This window comes from Nocardioides sp. cx-169 (assembly GCF_021083605.1).
Taxonomy (GTDB): domain Bacteria; phylum Actinomycetota; class Actinomycetes; order Propionibacteriales; family Nocardioidaceae; genus Nocardioides.
In genome coordinates this window covers 32,073-47,626 of sequence record NZ_JAJNRO010000010.1, presented here as the reverse complement: position 1 = coordinate 47,626, position 15,554 = coordinate 32,073, and the positions used below count along the sequence as shown (strand labels likewise).

Genomic DNA, 15,554 nt, shown 5'->3' with positions numbered 1-15,554 from the left:
CCGGCCTGGCGAGCGTGCTGGGCACGGCCGGCCTCGGCGGGCTCGTCGGCCCGGCCGGTGCGGACTGGTCGCCGCAGGACCCCACCGACCCCGCCACCCCGACCACCGTCACCGCGGACGCGTGGTCAGGAGGCGGTGACGCGGGGCGCCGTACGACGGCTCAGCCGAGCGCATCCCACGACAGATCGCCGCGCTCGGCGAGCATCCGCTCGACGCGCAAGACGGCGAGCTCGTGCTCGGGGTCGCCGCTCATCACGGCGGCGAGCCGCAGGTGCGGCAGGGCCTCGGACAGGCGCGACTGACGCTCCAGGCTGCGCCCGAGCGCGTGGCGCGCCCACACGTCGTCCGGGTAGCGCTCGACCACCGCGAGCAGCTCCTGCTCGGCCTGGCGCAGCTGGGCGCGCAGCAGGTAGGCCCAGGCGCGCAGCAGCCGCAGCCCGGTGTTGTCCGGCTCGACCTCCAGGGCCGGCTCCAGGACCTCGAGCGCCTCACGCGGTGCGCGTCGCGACAGCAGGTCGTACGCCGTGCGGTAGGCCGACTCGTGACCCCGCTGCCCCGGGAACACCACCGGAGGAGCCTGGAGGGTGCTGTCGTCGTTCATGACCACTCAACAGTCGCACGGCACCGCCCATTCCGCGCGGAACCGGGCTCCGGGCGCGCCGGGACGGCCTCAGGCCCTAGGCTGTCCCTGCGAACGGGCTGGCCGGGCGACCGCGTGGAGGAGACTCCCCGAGGAAGGTCCGGGCTCCGTAGAGCGAGGTGGTGGGTAACACCCACCCGGGGCAACCCGCGGGAAAGTGCCACAGAGAACAGACCGCCGGCCCTCTCCTTCGGGAGGGAGTCGGTAAGGGTGAAACGGTGGAGTAAGAGACCACCAGCGACCCGGGCGACCGGGCCGGCTAGGCAAACCCCACCTGGAGCAAGATCAGACAGTGCACGTCCGAGGGCTGCTCGCCCGAGTGCACGGGTAGATCGCTGGAGGCTGTCGGCAACGGCAGTCGTAGATGGATGGTCGCCCCTCGGTCCGCCGAGGACAGAACCCGGCCTACAGGCCGGCCCGTTCGCAATATGGCCTCACCTGCCGAAACGTGATCACGGCACCGCCAGCCTTGCGACTTCAACTACCGAGATGGTCCGTCCGAATCGGGACAGAGCTCGGTGGTCGAGGTGCGAGCGAAGCGAGCCTCGAAACCACCACTGGTGGTGCCGGGGCCGATCGGTTCCGGGGTCTCGACAGGCATCGCGGCATCGCGGCATCAAGGTCCTTTGGCCCAAGGACCCATGCCCATGGCTCACTGCCCAGGGGTCCATAGGTGACCCACAATGAATCGGGACAATTCGATGAGTGCACTGCGCCTCCCTGGTCGATACAAGGAACCCGATCTCGGACCGAAGGAGCACACCATGGAGCAAGCCATCTCCAAGCCATCCGGCACAGGGCACCGTCGTTGAGCGACAGGAGCTCGCTGGCTCGCAGGATGTTTGACCTCGTCGAGCCGATCGGGGTCATCCCCTACTCGGCTGACGAGCCCCACGAGGCGATGGTCGCCCTGGGTTTCACCAACTACTGGGACACCTACTTCGCCGGCCGAGCGGCACCGCTCGGCAGCTCTGTGCCAGCTGAGGTCATCCACGCACTCTTCTACAACTTCGCCTCCGGGGAGGTAGCCCGCCACATCCCCAGCGTCTGGAGCACGACCACACCGGAGGCGGCGATCGCGGCCCGCCAGCAGGGCTGCGTCAACGCGCTGCGCCGGATCCTCGGCGAGCTCCTCGAGACGTCGAGCTTCCCGCGAGCGGTCGGACTGCTCACCAAGGCAGCGACCAGCGCCCCGCTCGAGGGCCGTCCCATGTACGCCGCGCTGCGCAAGCTCCCCCTCCCGGAGGAGCCGTTGGCCCGGCTGTTCCACGCCGCATCGCTGCTGCGCGAGCACCGCGGCGACGGACACATCGCAGCCCTCATGACTGAAGGCATCGGCGGGCTCGAGGCCCACGTTCTGCTCGCCCTCGACATGGGCATCCCGGCCACGCAGTTCGGCCGGATCCATCATCTCCCCACTCCGCAGTTGACCGGCCTGATCGAGAGCATGAAAGCTCGCGGACTCATCAAGGACGAGGAGACGTTCACCCCTGCCGGCCGGCAGGCCAAGGACCGTGTCGAGGCGTTGACTGACGACCTCGCCGTCGTGCCGTACGAGGTCCTTGAGCCAGGCGAGCTCGACGAGCTGATCGCTGCCCTCAAACCGCTCGCAGAGAGGCTGGTCGCCGCTCAGGACCGGGGCTGAGCCGCGTGCTGGAATGTGTGCAGGCGGTGCCGCGCCCACACGGTCTCTCCGTCATACACCGGTGGCCTGCCCGACCACTTCCCTGGCCAACAGACACGGTGGCGACTTCGGCCGCCCGTGGCGCGACGACGGCGTCATTCGACCGCCTGTCGGCGCGGGTCGAACCGCACGCTTCTGCCGAGATGAGCGCAGCTCCTGCCCTGTCTCGGCCCTCCCCGGGACGAGGCGCAATCCACCTCATCCCGGAGCGGGCGCGAACAGCCTCAGTCGACTACCGAGCGGACGATCTCGGCGATGCGCTTCTCGGTGACGGCGTCCACCGTCTCGAGGTACCACGCGGCCGGCATCAGGCCTCCGTCCACGCCGCCTGCCGCGCGGAAGGCTGCCTTCTCGGTGATCGCGAGATTCACTCGTTCGTCGTTGCGGAGCGTGACAAGCGCGGGCGTGCTCGCCGACTTCGCGTAGGCGGGCATCCCGTACCAGATGCGCGGCTTCAGGGTGGGGGCCGCAGTCATGATGACGTCGTGCACCTGCAGCATGGTCGAACGCTGCGGCTCTTCCATCTTCGAGATCTTCTCGGTCACCTGCGTCAGGTTCTTCTCGTCCTTCGACGACATGTCGTGTCCTTTCGCCTGCCGATGTCGGGCACCGGCGGATTGAAGTCGGCGCAACAGCGCCGCACCCCATCCGGACATGTCCTGAGCTGCTCAGGCCTCTCCGCGATGATTCACGTGGTTCGCCACGTGGGAGCGCAGTCGGTGGCGTACCACCGCAATCAGGCTAACGGATCTGCCGCGATCGGGTCGTCCGAATCTCCCACGTAGCGAGCGCCCAAGACACACGCTCGTGCCGCGACGCGTGCGCTCGAAGTGAAGCGCTGGCAAAGTCAGGCGAAACGGACAGCTATGCCCGGGTAGTCGATGATCAGCAAGCTGTCGTCGTAACGCAGCACGGCCTCGAACCCACCTTCTGACGTGTAGTGGAATCGGTCGGCGTCGAGCCGGCGGTAGGCCTGGTCGAGCCGTCGCACGGTGAGGTCGAGGGCCTGGACGTACACCGCGGGGGCTCGGACTGTCTCACCGGTAGGAAGGTGAAGCCGGTGGACGGGGAAGGTGTTGGTGCATGCTGACGCTTCGAGGTCAACGTCCATCAGGCCGTGAAGGTCGAGCCTGGGTTGGTCGTTCACGGTCCAGTTGCCTGATCCGTCGGCCGCCAGCCTCACTTCTTGCGGGCCGACAACGGTGTCGGTGCTGATGTTGACCTCGCGGGTGCGCCACTGTTCGTCGAAGCGGATGTCGTAGCGGACGGCGTACGCCTGGCCGGCCTCGATCGCGGACGTATGGCCTCGGAGCTCGCCGGGCGCGGTGTAGACGACCTCGAAGCCCTCGACTGCGCCCAGGAAGCGCCACGCCGCGAATGGTGGAAGCTGCTCCATCACTGATACCTGCTCCCTCCCTCGTAGATCGGGTCTGCAGCACGGATTGGTGACCCGTTGACCTGCCCCATTCCGCCTATCTTGGCGCATCGTGCGGACAGGTCGCGGATGCTCTGCCAGACAGTTGCTCGCGGCCTTCTCGGGCGCCTAGCCCGTTCGCCTCGGCCCTGTCGCCGACCCTCAGCCGGGTCCGATCTCTCGCAGGAAACCCGGCGCGAACACCACCGACGAGTCGACCGGGAGGTCGGTGGCGCTGACGATCGACAGCTCACCGGTGGTGGGCTCCCACGCCACCAGTCGGAACCTGTCGACCTGCCGGGCGATGGCCGCAACGCGGAGCAGGACCGTGCCGTCGTCGGCGATCGCGACAGGTCCGAGCCCCCAGTTGCTGTAGTTTCCGTCGAGGTCGAGCACGGGCAGGCGGTACCGCGGGGTGAGCGCCTGACGGCCGGCGACCACGACGTGAACGGCCGGCCGTCGTCGGCGCTGACGAGCCAGCTGCCCTCCGGGTCGCTCGTCTTCGAGATCCCGGCCGGAAGAGGGACCTTCTCCGTCTCGCCCGAGCTGATCACGACCTCGTAGGACTGGGGGCCGCTGGCGGCACGGTGCGCCAGCCGGCCTCCGTGCCGAGCACCTGCGCGACGCCGTCCTGCTCGACCGCGAGGACCGCCCCCTCGACCGGGTCGTCGGACTGGAGCGGTGACGTGTCCGGCGGGTCGATGACCTCCGGCAGGGCCGGCGCGAATCTGGCCGGGGCCGCGGGCCCGGTGCGCGCCGGCGGTCCCGGCGCAGGTTGGCACGACTTCCGCGGACGCCGACCGCGGGCGACGTCAGGTGGGCTGCTCGGGCGGGCGCCGCACCACGAGCAGGGCCACGTCGTCCTCGACGCTGTCGTCGCCGAGGCCCTCGGCGATGATCCGGCTGCACGCCGTCTCGGCGTTGTCGCCGGCCCGGAACGCGCGGCGTACGAGCTCCAGCCGGTCGAGGGGCTGGTCCAGGTGGGAGGCGGTTCCGCCGCGACGCTCGATCAGGCCGTCGGTGTAGAAGGCCAGGGCGTCGCCCGGGGCGAGTGCGACCGTCTCGCTCTGGCGCCGGTGCTCGGCGTCGACGCCGAGCAGCAGGCCGGTCGAGAGGCCGACCACCTCGGCGAAGGGCTGGGAGGAGCGGGCGACCAGCGGCGCCGGGTGACCGGCGCGGCAGACCGTCACGACGTCGAAGGGCGGCTCGCTGACGGCATAGACGACGGTGGCGCAGATGTCGCTCTCGAAGTAGCAGAGCTTGCGGTCGAGCCGGTGCAGCACCTCCTCGGGGTCCTCGTAGTCGAGGGCGTAGGCACGCAGGGCGCTGCGCAGGCGGCCCATGGCGATCGCGGATCGCAGGCCATGCCCCTCCACGTCGCCCATCACCACCCCGACCATCCCGCTGGGCAGCGTGAAGATGTCGTACCAGTCGCCGCCGAGGTCACCCTCTGCGGGCAGGTAGCGCACCGCGAGGTCGAGCCCGTCGATCGCCGGAGGTGCCGCCGGCAGCAGGCTGCGCTGCAGCGCGAGGGCCGCGAGGTGGGCGTCGTCCTCGGCCCGCTCGGACAGGCGCCGGGCGATCTCCGCGGCGGCGTCCTCGAGGCGCTCGACGTCCTGGGGGGTGAAGGTACGGCGCATGAGGCAGCCGACGTGCAGCACCCCGAGCAGGCCGGCGGTCCCGACCACGGGCACCCCGAGGAGTCCCTGCACGCCGAAGTCCCGCAGGATCGGGTTCAGGACCGAGACCTCGTTGATCTCGTCGAGCATGACCGGCGACCGCTCCGCGGCCACGCGCCCCGCGAAGCCGGAACCGACGGGCACGTGCGTCGCGCCGCGCCACCGGCGGCCGAGGCCGGAGGAGGCGGCGGGCTCCAATACGGTGCCCGTCTCGTCCAGCAGCAGCAGGGTGGCGGTGTCCGAGCCCATGACGACCCGCACGCTGTCGAGCATGCTCTGCACCGACCCCACGTCCGCGATCACGATCGACCTCCCTGCTCCGGCACGGGCCAGAGCCTAGAGGGTGAGCCTGCCCCACTGGCCCCCGACCGGTCACAGGCTGGCCAGCGCAGGCAGGAGGTCGGTCATTCCCATGCGGCGGAAGAACTCCACGCGCAGGCGGTCATAGACCGCCGAGACCACCTCGCTGCCGTCCTGGCTGGGGTCGACGTGGGTGCGGAACGGCCGCTGCCCGGCAGGGAGCCCGACGACCCGGGCGATCTCGTCGGCGACGGTCTGGGCGTCGGCGTCGGGCGGCGTGATGGCGCTCAGCCGGTTCGGCAGATCCTCGCGGAGCTCCCCGTACTCCACGTCGTAGGAGCGCTCCACCTCGGTGTCGGCCGGGCTCCCAGCGTGCGCGAAGTGGTTGGTCCCCGAGGTGAAGGCCCCGGGTGCGACGATGGTGGTGTCGATGCCGAACCTGATCAGCTCGACCGCATAGCTCTCCGCGAGCGCGTCCATCCCCGCCTTGGCCGCGAAGTACGGCGCCAGGAACGGCGGGTGCCCGCCCCGGGTCGACGACGAGCCGACCCAGACCAGCAGGCCCGAGCGCCGCTCGCGCAGGTGTGGAAGCGCGGCCCGGTTGACGCGTTGGGTGCTCAGCACGTTGACGTCGTACTGCTCGGCGAGCTGCTCGGGCGTGAAGGCCTCCGTGGGCCCGAGCACCATGTGCCCGGCGTTGTGCACGACGACATCGAGCTGCCCGTGGCGCGCGATCACGTCCGCGACCCCGGCGTCGACCGAGGCCTCGTCCTGGACGTCGAGCTCGACTGCCCCGATGGCGATGCCCTCGGCGGCGGCGAGCTCGGCGAGCGCCGTGACGTGGGTGGCGTTGTGACCCTCGGTCTCCCTCATGCCGGCGACCACCGTGTGGCCGGACCGGGCGAGGGTCTCGGCCGTCAGGCGGCCGAAGCCGGTGGAGGCACCGGTGACGAGGACGACCTGGGAGCTCGTGGTGGTCGACATCAGATCATCCCTCCGTTCGCACGCAGGACCTGGCCGTTCACCCAGTGGCCCGAGGGGCTCGCGAGGAAGGCGACCACGCCGGCGACGTCGTCGGGCGTGCCGAGCCGCTCCAGCGGCGGCACCTTGGCCAGGCGCTCGATCTCCTCGTCGGTCTTGCCGTCGAGGAACAGGGCGGTGCCCGTGGGGCCGGGGGCGACCGCGTTGACGGTGATGTCGCGCCCGCGCAGCTCGCGGGCCAGGATCATGGTCATGCCCTCGACGGCGGCCTTGCTGGCGGCGTAGGGGCCGTAGGTGGGGAACGCCGTGCCGACGACCGAGGTCGAGAACCCGACGAACGAGCCGCCGTCGCGCAGGCGGCGGGCGGCCTGCTGCGCGACGACGAAGCTGCCGCGGATGTTGGTGCGGTGCAGCGCGTCGAGGTCGGCCAGGTCGAAGTCGGCGATCGGGGCCAGGACCATGCGCCCGGCCGCGTTGACGACCACGTCGACGCCGCCCAGCTCGGACTCGGCTCGGTCGAAGAGCGCGGCGACCGCGTCCTCGTCGGCGACGTCGGCCTGCACGGCGATGGCCGTGCCGCCGACCGAGGTGATGGAGTCGACGGTCTCCTCGGCGGCAGTGGTGCCGCCGGCGTAGTTGACGACGACGCAGAAGTCGTCGCCGGCGAGCCTCTGGGCGACGGCGCGGCCGATGCCGCCCGAGCCGCCGGTCACGATGGCGACGCGTCCGGTCGCCCTGACAGTGGTGGGTGTGGTGGTCATGTCATCGACCATCCACGAGGTGCCTGCGCTCAGCCAGGGGATGTCATCCCCTGGGTCGCGGACCCCTGCTGCCGCAGACTGGTGGCCATGAGCTCCCAGAGGTACGCCGAGCTGGCCGCGTTCCTGCGCTCGCGGCGCGACCGCATCCGGCCCGAGGACGTGGGGCTGGTCCGGGGGCCGCGGCGCCGGGTGCCGGGGCTGCGCCGCGACGAGGTCGCCCTGCTCGCGGGCGCCTCCGTCGACTACTACAACGAGCTCGAGCGCGGCGCCGGCTCGCAGCCGTCGGAGCAGATGCTGGCCGCGCTGGCGCGGGCGCTGCGGCTCTCGCGGGACGAGCGCGACCACCTCTTCCACCTGGCCGAGCGTCCGGTGCCCCGCGACGTCGGCGCCGCCTCCCACGTCCATCCCGGGATGCTCGACCTCCTGATGCGGCTGACCTCGACGCCCGCGCAGGTGATCACCGACCTGCACGTCACCCTGGTCCAGAACCCGCTCGCCGTGGCCCTGGTCGGCGACGAGACCCGGCACAGCGGACCTGACGCGAGCCTGGTCCATCGGTGGTTCACCGACCCCGAGGCCCGCGGGCACTACCCCGAGGAAGACCACGCGGGGCAGACGCGGGCGCTGGTCGCCGACCTGCGCGCGGCCGCCGCCCGGCGCGACGCCAAGGACACCGAGGCCGCCGCCCTGATCGCCGATCTGCTCGCCTGCTCCCTCGAGTTCGCGCAGGCGTGGGCGGTCCACGACGTCGCGTTCCGCCGCCACGACCGCAAGCGCCTCGTCCACCCCTCCCTCGGCGTCCTGGAGGTCAACTGCCTCAACCTCGTCAGCGAGGACGGGCGCCAGCGGCTGCTGTGGTTCACGCCGGCGGTCGGCACCGACAGCGCCGACAAGCTCAGGCTGCTCGAGGTCGTCGGCTCGCAGCAGGTGTCCCCCCAGCAGTGACTCCGAGCGCCATCATCCAGACGCCGGCGACGCCGATCGCCAGCAGGCCCAGCCCGTAGCCAGCCGCGGCCGGCCCCCACTCCAGGTCGCCGCCGTAACGAGCGAGGGCGACGCACTGCAGTACCACGAAGGTCACCCCGGTCAGCCCGACGGGTGTCACGGCAGCGGTGTCGTCGACCAGGCCGGCGTGGCCCGCCGCCCAGCCGAGCCCGACCAGCCACGCCCCCACCGCCCGCGCCGTCAGCGGAGTCAGCGGCCACGACCACCACGTGTCCGCGGTGGCTGGCGCGACCAGCAGCACGACGCCCGTCGCCACCAGCACCAGGCCCAGGGCCAGGAGGAGGACCCGCAGCGGCGAGGGCAACGGGGTGCGCCAGGCACGATCGATGGGCTCGGCCCGGCGCATCGCGCGCCAGCCCACCAGCGCGAGCACCACGGGGACCACGGTGTAGATCGCCAGCCAACCGAAGGTGATCGCTCGCGCGGTCGCGGGGTGCTCGGCCCCGAGATGGAACCGGTCCAGGTGGAGCAGCGTCACGCCCAGCGTCAGGGCCGTGAAGACGAGCACGCTGCCGACCGCCAGGCGGGCGCGATGCCAGTCTCCGGCGCGGGCGCCGGCGATCTCGAGCACCGCACTCGACCAGTACGCCGCCCCCAGGAAGACGGCGGTCATCGGCGGCTCGATGGTCCAGGCGAACCAGTCCTCGGTACGACGAGGGAAGACGTAGAGCTGCAGGCCCGCGAGGAAGACCAGGACCGCCGCGATCAGCAGCAGCCGGCGCAGCGCCGGCGAGGTCACGTGGCCGTCACGGCGGGCGACGGGTGCTCGGCCAGGTACCCGTGCAGCACGGAGATGACGGTCGCGCCGTCGCCGACCGCGGTCGCGACTCGCTTGATGGACTCGGCACGGACGTCGCCGATCGCGAAGATGCCCGGCACGCTGGTCTCCAGGGGCAGACCGCTGCCGGTGCGTACGAAGCCGGACTCGTCGCGCTCCACGGCCTCGGGCAGCCAGCCGGTCCGCGGCACCGAGCCGATGAGCACGAACAGACCGGAGGCCTCCAGCTCCTCGCGCGCCTCGTGGCCGGGCCGGGTGTCGGCGACGGTCAGCGCCACGAGGCAGCCGTCGACCGCGCGCCCGCCCACCACCGCCCCGTGGTAGCGGATCGTGAGGTTGCGGGTGGCCTCCAGCTGGCCGATCAGGTAGTCGGACATGCTCGCGGCCAGGCTAGGCCCGCGCACCAGCAACGTGACGTGCCGGGCATAGCGCGCCAGGTGGAGAGCGGCCTGTCCGGCGGAGTTGCCGCCGCCGACGACGCACACGCCCTGCCTGGTCATCGAGGGTGCCTCGGAGACCGCGGCGCCGTAGAAGACTCCCCGGCCGAGCAGCTCCTCGAGCTCTGGGACGCCGAGTCGCCGGTAGTCGACCCCGCTCGCCACCACGACGCTGCGGGCGCAGACCTCGCTGCCGTCGGACAGCCCGACCCGGTGCACGTCCCCGCCGGGCTGGAGACGCTCGGCTCGGCGCATGAAGGAGTACTCCGTGCCGAACATCCACGCCTGCTGGAACGCGCGGAACGCCAGGTGCGCCCCGCTCACCCCGCGGGAGAAGCCGGGGTAGTTGCGGATCAGGGAGCTGGTACCGGCCTGCCCGCCGACGGCCTGCTGCTCGACGACCAGGGTGGAGAGGCCCTCGGAGGAGGCGTAGACCGCGGCCGCCAGGCCGGACGGGCCGGCGCCGACCACCACCACGTCGAAGACCTGGCCGGCCGGGAGCGGCTCCATCAGGCCGAAGGCGTCGGCGATCTCCAGGTCCGTCGGGTCGACGAGGGTCGTCGGCGGAGTGGTGAAGGCGAGGACGACCACCGGCAGCGCGGGCTCGTGGAGGCCCAGGGACTCCAGCATCCGGTGTGCCGCGTCGGTGCCGACCTGGTGGAAGCCCACGGGGATGTGGTTGCGCGCGAACGAGTCGCGCAGCATGTGGGTGCGCTCGTCACGCGCCTCGCCGATGACCCGCACCGCTTCGAAGCCCACGCCCTGGGCGAGGTGCCAGTCGTCGAGGGCGTCGGTGAGCGCGCCGTGGAACTCCTCGTCACGAGACCGCTCCGGGCGCACCAGGGACAGCTCCGCGTGGCCTCGGGCGATGGCGTCGAACACCGGCGCGGAGCTGGCGAAGTCGCCCCAGGTGACCGCTACCGCCCGCTTCGCCGCCGGCGCGAGCGGGTACGCCTGGCGCAGGAAGGTGAGGCCCTCCCGGTCGTCGGGTCCGTAGTAGCCGATGACCAGGGCGACGTCGCGCCCCCAGCGCCTGAGCCCCTCGAGGATCGCCCGGGCGTGGGCGTACTCGGCAGCGACCACGACCTCGTAGTCGCTGCCGTAGCGACGGCGCAGCTCGCCACCCATGACCTCGCGCGAGACGGGGTCGGCCGTGGCCAGCATGATGACCGGGTCGGTGTCGTGCATGTCCCGCACCTCCGGGGAGCGCGCTGTCGTCGACAGATCACGCTACCCCCGGAGGGCGGGTGCGGCGAGAGGGTTTCTAGGCGGGCACGGCCTCTGCGGTGGCCGCCTCGCCCACCGTGGCCTCGAGGTCGGCGACGAGGTTCAGCGCGATGTCCACGATCATGTCCTCCTGGCCGCCGACCAGCTCGCGTCGCCCGACCTCGAGCAGGATCGCGCGTACGTCGATCCCGTAGCGCTCGGAGGCCGCCTCGGCGTGCCGCAGGAAGCTGGAGTAGACCCCGGCGTAGCCGAGGGTCAGGGTCTCGCGGTCCACCCGGACCGGACGGTCCTGGAGCGGGCGCACCAGGTCGTCGGCGGCGTCCTGCAGCGCGAACAGGTCGCAGCCGTGCTCCCAGCCCTGCAGGTCCGCGACCGCGATGAACGGCTCGATCGGGCAGTTGCCCGCGCCGGCGCCGTGGCCGGCGAGGGAGGCGTCGACGCGCGTGACGCCGGCTTCGACGGCCACCACCGAGTTAGCGACCGAGAGCGAGAGGTTCTCGTGGGCGTGGATGCCGATCTCGGTGGCCGGGTCGAGGACGTCGCGGTAGGCGGTGACCCGCTCGCGCACGCCCGCCATCGTGAGCCGGCCGCCGGAGTCGGTGACGTAGACGCAGTGGGCGCCGTAGGACTCCATCAGCTTGGCCTGGCGGGCCAGCTCCTCGGCCGGCGCCATGTGGCTCATCATCAGGAAGCCCGAGACGTCCATGCCGAGGTCGCGGGCGGTGGCGATGTGCTGCGCGGAGACGTCGGCCTCGGTGCAGTGCGTCGCGATGCGGACCGAGCGGACGCCCAGCCGGTAGGCGTGCTTGAGCTCCTCGATGGTGCCGATGCCCGGCAGCAGCAGGGTGGTGAGCCGGGCGCGCGAGATGTTCTGCGCGGCCGCCTCGATCCACTCCCAGTCGGAGTGCGAGCCGGGGCCGTAGTTGAGCGAGCCGCCCGCGAGACCGTCGCCGTGGGCGACCTCGATGGCGTCGACGCCCGCGGCCTCGAGCGCCCGCACGATCTTCACGACGTTGTCGGGCGTGATCCGGTGACGCACGGCGTGCATGCCGTCGCGCAGCGTGACGTCCTGGATGAAGAGCTTCGTGGTCATGCGGGGACCTCCTGCAGGGAGTGGGTGGCCATCCGCTCGGCGGTGCGCAGCGCGGCCGAGGTCATGATGTCGAGGTTTCCGGCGTAGGCCGGGAGGTAGTGGGCGGCGCCCTCGACCTCGAGGAACACCGACACCTGGTGGGTGGCGGCGGCGTCGCCGGCGAGGGTGTGCACGGGCTGCCCCTCGGGGACGGGCGTGATCTGCACCTGCTGCTTGAGGCGGTAGCCCGGCACGTACGCCGCGACGGACTCGACCATCTCCTCGACGGAGGCGCGGATCGCCTGGTGCGTGGCCTCGTCCGCGTTACCGATGAGCGCGAAGACGGTGTCGCGCATGATCAGCGGCGGCTCGGCGGGGTTGAGGATGATGACCGCCTTGCCGCGCGTGGCGCCGCCGACGGCCTCGATCGCGTGCGAGGTGGTCTCGGTGAACTCGTCGATGTTGGCGCGCGTGCCGGGACCGGCCGACTTCGACGCGATGGACGCGACGATCTCGGCGTAGGGCACGGCGGTGACCCGGGAGATGGCCGCGACGATCGGGATCGTCGCCTGCCCTCCGCAGGTGACCATGTTGACGTTGTCGGCGGAGCCGTGCTCGTCGAGGTTGACGGCCGGGACCACGAACGGGCCGATCGCCGCGGGCGTCAGGTCGACCAGCTTCACGCCGTACGGCGCGAGCTTGGCGGCGTTCGCGACGTGGGCCTTCGCGGAGGTGGCGTCGAAGACGATGCCGATCTCGTCGAAGCCCGGCATCGCGATCAGGCCGTCGACGCCCTCGTGGGTGGTCGGCACGTTGAGGCGCCGGGCGCGGGCCAGCCCGTCGGAGTCGGGGTCGATCCCGACCATCGCGCCCATCTCGAGCACCTCCGAGAGCCGGAGGACCTTGATCATCAGGTCGGTCCCGATGTTGCCCGAGCCGATGATCGCGACCTTGGTCTTGCTGCTCATGCCTGGTCCTCTCCACTGAAGCCGACGGTGACGGTGCCGAGTCCGGAGATCTCGGCGGAGACGTGGGCGCCCGCGGTGACGGCCACCATGGGGCCGAGGGCACCGGAGAGCACGACCTGGCCGGCGCGCAGCGGGGTGCCGACCTCGCGGGCGGTCCGGGCAAGCCACACCAGCGCCGCGAGCGGGTCGCCGAGGCAGGCCGCGCCGTTGCCGGTGGAGACGACCTCACCGTCGATGCTCATCGACATCTCGGCGTCCACGGGTGTGAACTCCTCGAGCGAGACGCGCCGCTCCCCCAGGACGTAGAGGCCGCTGGAGGCGTTGTCGGCGACGGTGTCGCCGTAGGTGATGTCCCAGCCGGCGATGCGCGAGTCGACGATCTCCAGTGCCGCGACGGCGTACTCGACGGCCGACCTCACGGTGTCGACGTCGAGGTCGTCGCGGTCCAGGTCCTCGGCCAGCACGAACGCGATCTCCGCCTCGACCTTGGGCTGGAGCAGGCGGGCCATGGGCGCCACGCCGCCGGCGGCGACGTCCATGTCGTCGAAGAGCACGCCGAAGTCGGGGCGATCGACGCCGAGCTGCTGCTGGACCGCCGGGGAGGTGAGGCCGATCTTGCGGCCGACGATCGTGGCGCCACTCGCGAGCCGGGCGGCCGTGAGGCGCTCCTGGACGGCGTAGGCGCGGTCGACGTCGGCGGGGCCGATCAGGTCGCGCACGGGGGCGCAGGGGGTGCCGGTGGACTGGGCGTCGAGGAGACGGGTGGCCGCCTGATCGACGGCGGTCTCGGCGACGGAGGTTGCTGTCATGCCGCCAGCCTGCGGCACGCCGGGCCGACCCCACCAGGCGAACGTTCCACCCACCGGACCCTGCTTAGGGGGCGTCGTGGCGCAGCGCCTCCCGCCGGGCGAGGGTGGCCGCGACGCCGGCGGCGGCGGCCCGCACCGAGGTCGCGTGGGTCTCGGGGTGGAAGCGGGTCACCGGCCCGGTCAGGCTGACCGCGGCGATCGGGCGGTCGTCGGCGTCCAGGACGGGCGCGGCGACGCAGACGATGCCGACCGCGGACTCCTCGTGCTCGAAGGCCACCCCCGACTCCAGGACGCGCTCGAGCTGGCGGCGCAGCAACCCTGGCCCCGTCACCGTCCGCGGGGTACGGCGGTCCAGCCCGGACGCGAGCACCTCGGCGACGAGATCCGGCTCGCTGTGCGCCAGGAGGGCCTTGCCGATGGCCGTGCAGTGCAGCGGCATCCGCCCGCCGATGCGAGACGGGGTGGTGGCCTGGCGGTGCCCGCCGATCTTGGAGACGTAGACGACCTCGCGCCCCTCGAGCACCCCGAGGTGCACGGTCTCGTGCGTGCGCTCGTAGAGGTCCTCCATGAACGGGGTCGCCACCTCGAGCAGGCGGCGCTCGACGGAGGCCCGCATGCCGAGCTCGAAGAGCCGGCCGCCGAGGCGGTAGCCGTGCTCGGTGCGCTCGACCAGCCGGGTCGCGACCAGGTCGGACAGGATCCGGTGCAGGGTGCCCTTCGCGAGGCCGGTCCGCCGTACGAGCTCGGCCAGGCGCAGGTCGTGGTCGTCGACATGGAAGGCCGACAGAACCGCCACCACCTTGCCCAGCACCGTGTCGGTGTCGGGCGGTCGTAGCTCGCGGGTCACCCGACCGAACCTAGCGGCAGGGGGTCAGCCTCCGCGAAGACCCCGTAGCTCCACCACCCGTAGCCGGTCCAAGAGCGGCTGCGGCAGCCTCCCCGATCAGGTGCGGCCGGTAGCGTTCGGACATGGCTGACTCCCTCGACGGCCGCTCGATGCGCGAGCGGATGATGGCCGGCGACCTCTACATCGCAGACGACCCGGAGCTCGAGGAGCAGGCCCACACCGCCCAGGACCTGATGGCGGCCTACAACGCCACCGGTCCACGACAGAAGCCGCTGCGCCGTGCCCTGCTGGAGCAGCTCCTCGGCGGCGTGGGCGACGACACCGAGATCCGGGCTCCCCTCTACGTCGACTTCGGCGCCCATCTCACGTTCGGCGCCCGGTGCTTCGCGAACTACGGGCTGGTCGCGCTCGACGTCGCGCGCATCACGATCGGCGACGACGTGCAGATCGGCCCGCACGTCCAGCTGCTCACCCCCACGCACCCGGTCGAGCCGGGCCCTCGGCGCGACAAGTGGGAGGCGGCCGAGCCGATCACGATCGGCGACAACGTCTGGCTCGGCGGCGGGGTCGTCGTCTGCCCCGGGGTGAGCATCGGCGACAACACCGTCGTCGGCGCGGGCGCCGTCGTGACCAAGGACCTCCCCGCCGACGTCGTGGCCGTCGGCAACCCGGCCCGGGTCGTCAAACACCTGTCCTGACCCCGGCATGCGCAGGACGGGGCCGGGTACGGGTAGCCATGACCACCAACCCCACCGAGCCCCTCCCCGACCCGGACGTGGTGCCGAGCCCCGGCCCCACCGACCCCGCCGTGCCCCCCGCCCCGGGGCCGGGCGAGACGCCGCCGGACCCGACCCTGCCGGAGACCGAGCCCGTGCTCCCCTGAGCGATCGGAGGACCCCCTCGGTGGTCGAGGTGTGAAGGCGCCCCGGCGCCTGAGCCTCGAGACCCCGGG

The 15,554-nt window shown here is 71.9% G+C and carries 17 protein-coding genes and 1 other RNA gene; 5 read left to right on the top strand and 13 right to left on the bottom strand.

The annotated features are described in order from the left end of the window. Positions 1-160: 160 nt before the first annotated feature. Entirely contained in the window at positions 161-601 is a 441-nt protein-coding gene (locus LRP67_RS15420) for a M48 family metallopeptidase (RefSeq protein ID WP_231271051.1), read from the bottom strand. A 94-nt stretch (positions 602-695) separates the two neighbouring features. On the opposite strand from LRP67_RS15420, the gene rnpB reads away from it, so the two are divergent. Both rnpB and LRP67_RS15410 read left to right on the top strand, forming a co-directional pair. Further along, positions 696-1,064, top strand: an RNA gene (gene rnpB, locus LRP67_RS15415) — RNase P RNA component class A. A gap of 414 nt (positions 1,065-1,478) precedes the next feature. Beyond that, entirely contained in the window at positions 1,479-2,285 is an 807-nt protein-coding gene (locus LRP67_RS15410) for a MarR family transcriptional regulator (protein WP_231271050.1), read from the top strand. Positions 2,286-2,548: 263 nt separating this feature from the next. Here the strand turns inward: LRP67_RS15410 and LRP67_RS15405 are convergent, their stop codons facing one another. From LRP67_RS15405 to LRP67_RS15380, 6 genes are all read right to left on the bottom strand, one after another. After that, a complete protein-coding gene (locus LRP67_RS15405) occupies positions 2,549-2,902 on the bottom strand; it encodes a DUF1801 domain-containing protein (RefSeq protein ID WP_231271048.1) in 354 nt (117 codons plus the stop codon). Positions 2,903-3,171: 269 nt separating this feature from the next. Then, positions 3,172-3,720: a putative glycolipid-binding domain-containing protein gene (locus tag LRP67_RS15400; RefSeq protein WP_231271256.1), complete on the bottom strand. Its 549-nt coding sequence runs from the start codon at positions 3,718-3,720 to the stop codon at positions 3,172-3,174. Positions 3,721-3,900: 180 nt separating this feature from the next. Then, a complete protein-coding gene (locus LRP67_RS15395; protein ID WP_231271046.1) occupies positions 3,901-4,134 on the bottom strand; it encodes a hypothetical protein in 234 nt (77 codons plus the stop codon). Positions 4,135-4,550: 416 nt separating this feature from the next. Next, on the bottom strand, positions 4,551-5,720 hold the full coding sequence (locus LRP67_RS15390) for a PP2C family protein-serine/threonine phosphatase (RefSeq protein WP_231271045.1): 1,170 nt from the start codon (positions 5,718-5,720) through the stop codon (positions 4,551-4,553). A 69-nt stretch (positions 5,721-5,789) separates the two neighbouring features. Beyond that, complete coding sequence (locus LRP67_RS15385) at positions 5,790-6,701, bottom strand: SDR family oxidoreductase (RefSeq protein WP_231271044.1); 912 nt, start codon at positions 6,699-6,701, stop codon at positions 5,790-5,792. Continuing rightward, positions 6,701-7,459 (bottom strand): SDR family oxidoreductase, encoded by a 759-nt coding sequence (locus LRP67_RS15380; RefSeq protein WP_231271043.1) that lies wholly within the window; start codon positions 7,457-7,459, stop codon positions 6,701-6,703. The genes LRP67_RS15385 and LRP67_RS15380 overlap by 1 nt, the downstream gene beginning before the upstream one ends. An 87-nt stretch (positions 7,460-7,546) precedes the next feature. Between LRP67_RS15380 and LRP67_RS15375 the strand changes: the two genes are divergently transcribed. Further along, positions 7,547-8,404 (top strand): helix-turn-helix domain-containing protein, encoded by an 858-nt coding sequence (locus LRP67_RS15375; protein ID WP_231271041.1) that lies wholly within the window; start codon positions 7,547-7,549, stop codon positions 8,402-8,404. Here LRP67_RS15375 and LRP67_RS15370 read toward each other — a convergent pair. From LRP67_RS15370 to LRP67_RS15345, 6 genes are all read right to left on the bottom strand, one after another. Next, positions 8,355-9,203 (bottom strand): hypothetical protein, encoded by an 849-nt coding sequence (locus tag LRP67_RS15370; protein ID WP_231271040.1) that lies wholly within the window; start codon positions 9,201-9,203, stop codon positions 8,355-8,357. The two genes, LRP67_RS15375 and LRP67_RS15370, sit on opposite strands and share 50 nt — an antisense overlap. Beyond that, complete coding sequence (locus tag LRP67_RS15365) at positions 9,200-10,867, bottom strand: FAD-dependent oxidoreductase (RefSeq protein ID WP_231271039.1); 1,668 nt, start codon at positions 10,865-10,867, stop codon at positions 9,200-9,202. The genes LRP67_RS15370 and LRP67_RS15365 overlap by 4 nt, the downstream gene beginning before the upstream one ends. 76 nt (positions 10,868-10,943) lie before the next feature. Next, positions 10,944-11,999, bottom strand: a complete 1,056-nt coding sequence (gene dmpG, locus LRP67_RS15360; protein ID WP_231271038.1) for a 4-hydroxy-2-oxovalerate aldolase — start codon at positions 11,997-11,999, stop codon at positions 10,944-10,946. Beyond that, complete coding sequence (locus tag LRP67_RS15355) at positions 11,996-12,946, bottom strand: acetaldehyde dehydrogenase (acetylating) (protein ID WP_231271037.1); 951 nt, start codon at positions 12,944-12,946, stop codon at positions 11,996-11,998. Before LRP67_RS15355 ends, dmpG begins: the two co-directional genes overlap by 4 nt. Further along, positions 12,943-13,755, bottom strand: a complete 813-nt coding sequence (locus tag LRP67_RS15350) for a 2-keto-4-pentenoate hydratase (RefSeq protein ID WP_231271036.1) — start codon at positions 13,753-13,755, stop codon at positions 12,943-12,945. Before LRP67_RS15350 ends, LRP67_RS15355 begins: the two co-directional genes overlap by 4 nt. Positions 13,756-13,819: 64 nt before the next feature. Next, entirely contained in the window at positions 13,820-14,602 is a 783-nt protein-coding gene (locus LRP67_RS15345; protein ID WP_231271035.1) for an IclR family transcriptional regulator, read from the bottom strand. Between the two features lie 122 nt (positions 14,603-14,724). Here LRP67_RS15345 and LRP67_RS15340 point away from each other — a divergent pair, with 122 nt between their 5' ends. Further along, the gene (locus LRP67_RS15340; RefSeq protein ID WP_269211657.1) at positions 14,725-15,300 is read left to right on the top strand and encodes a sugar O-acetyltransferase; all 576 of its coding nucleotides are present in this window, start codon (positions 14,725-14,727) and stop codon (positions 15,298-15,300) included. Positions 15,301-15,338: 38 nt separating this feature from the next. Beyond that, positions 15,339-15,485: a hypothetical protein gene (locus LRP67_RS15330; protein WP_231271034.1), complete on the top strand. Its 147-nt coding sequence runs from the start codon at positions 15,339-15,341 to the stop codon at positions 15,483-15,485. Positions 15,486-15,554: the final 69 nt, after the last annotated feature.